Consider the following 1,084-nt stretch of genomic DNA (forward strand, 5'->3'; position numbering starts at 1 on the left):
TGGTGGAGGATGACGGGCTCGAACCGCCGACCCTCTGCTTGTAAGGCAGATGCTCTCCCAGCTGAGCTAATCCTCCATATTATGTCGTTTCGAATGTCTCTCGATCTGACAAATAGTATTATATAACGATAAGATATTGTTTGTAAAGACTTTTTTAAAATAATTTTTGAATTTATTTTAAAGCTATTTTTTCACATCTTTTCGTTAAGGCACCTAAAGAAGTTTACCACTTGTCTCTTCATTTTAAAAGTCTTTTTTTCATTTTTTTTATGTTTTTTTGTTCAAAAGAGCATTAATAGCGCTTTTCCAATGTAAAAACAGCTCTTTTAAAGCTGAAAAATGTTTGTTTTATTCCATAAATCCTCAGATAACGTGCATATAGAAACGAATTTTTTTATTATTTTATTTTTCCGAGAAACCATTTTGTATATTTGCTTTATATTAAATTGATCCTGGTCATTTTCCAAAAATTCGTCTCAATGTTCCCTTGCCTCATCAAACATTGTGGTGCTTAACTCAAATCTTCCTCCCCTCTCTCATTAGCAAACCAAGATGCCCTTTGCTCTCTTATGTAGGTTTCAATGATCTAGCAGCAAGTGCAGTTCGCTACATATGGTTGCCAGAGGAGAAGATCCTTTTTAGACATGTTGACTCTTAGCAAGATGAGCGAGCGACGAAATTGGATGATAAGAATTTTATAGAATGTCTAGAATTCCAATGAAGGGGATGAAATGAATGAGTTATTGAGAATGTAGTGAAAGAACACTATTTTCAATATAAATAGATATATCATTTATTAAAACACAAAAAAGACCAGTTCCGATTGGAACTGATCCTTTGAAAAGCTTGGCGGCGTCCTACTCTCACAGGGGGAAACCCCCAACTACCATCGGCGCTGAAGAGCTTAACTTCCGTGTTCGGTATGGGAACGGGTGTGACCTCTTCGCTATCGCCACCAAACCTGATGGAGAGAATGTTCTCTCAAAACTAGATAACAATGTTCATTTTTCACATTAGAATATAGGTTAAGTCCTCGATCTATTAGTATCTGTCAGCTCCACGTGTCACCACGCTTCCACCTCAG

1 tRNA gene and 1 rRNA gene are annotated in these 1,084 nt (G+C 36.8%); both read right to left on the reverse strand.

Features of this window, described 5'->3' with window-relative positions:
- Nucleotides 1–76 (reverse strand) — tRNA-Val (locus ES896_RS19960).
- Between the two features lie 768 nt (nucleotides 77–844).
- Nucleotides 845–960, reverse strand: a 5S ribosomal RNA gene (gene rrf, locus ES896_RS19965).
- Nucleotides 961–1,084 lie beyond the last annotated feature (124 nt).

It is taken from the genome of Bacillus sp. 005/A4HT-01/001 (genome assembly GCF_004634445.1).
GTDB classification, from domain to species: domain Bacteria; phylum Bacillota; class Bacilli; order Bacillales; family Bacillaceae; genus Bacillus; species Bacillus altitudinis.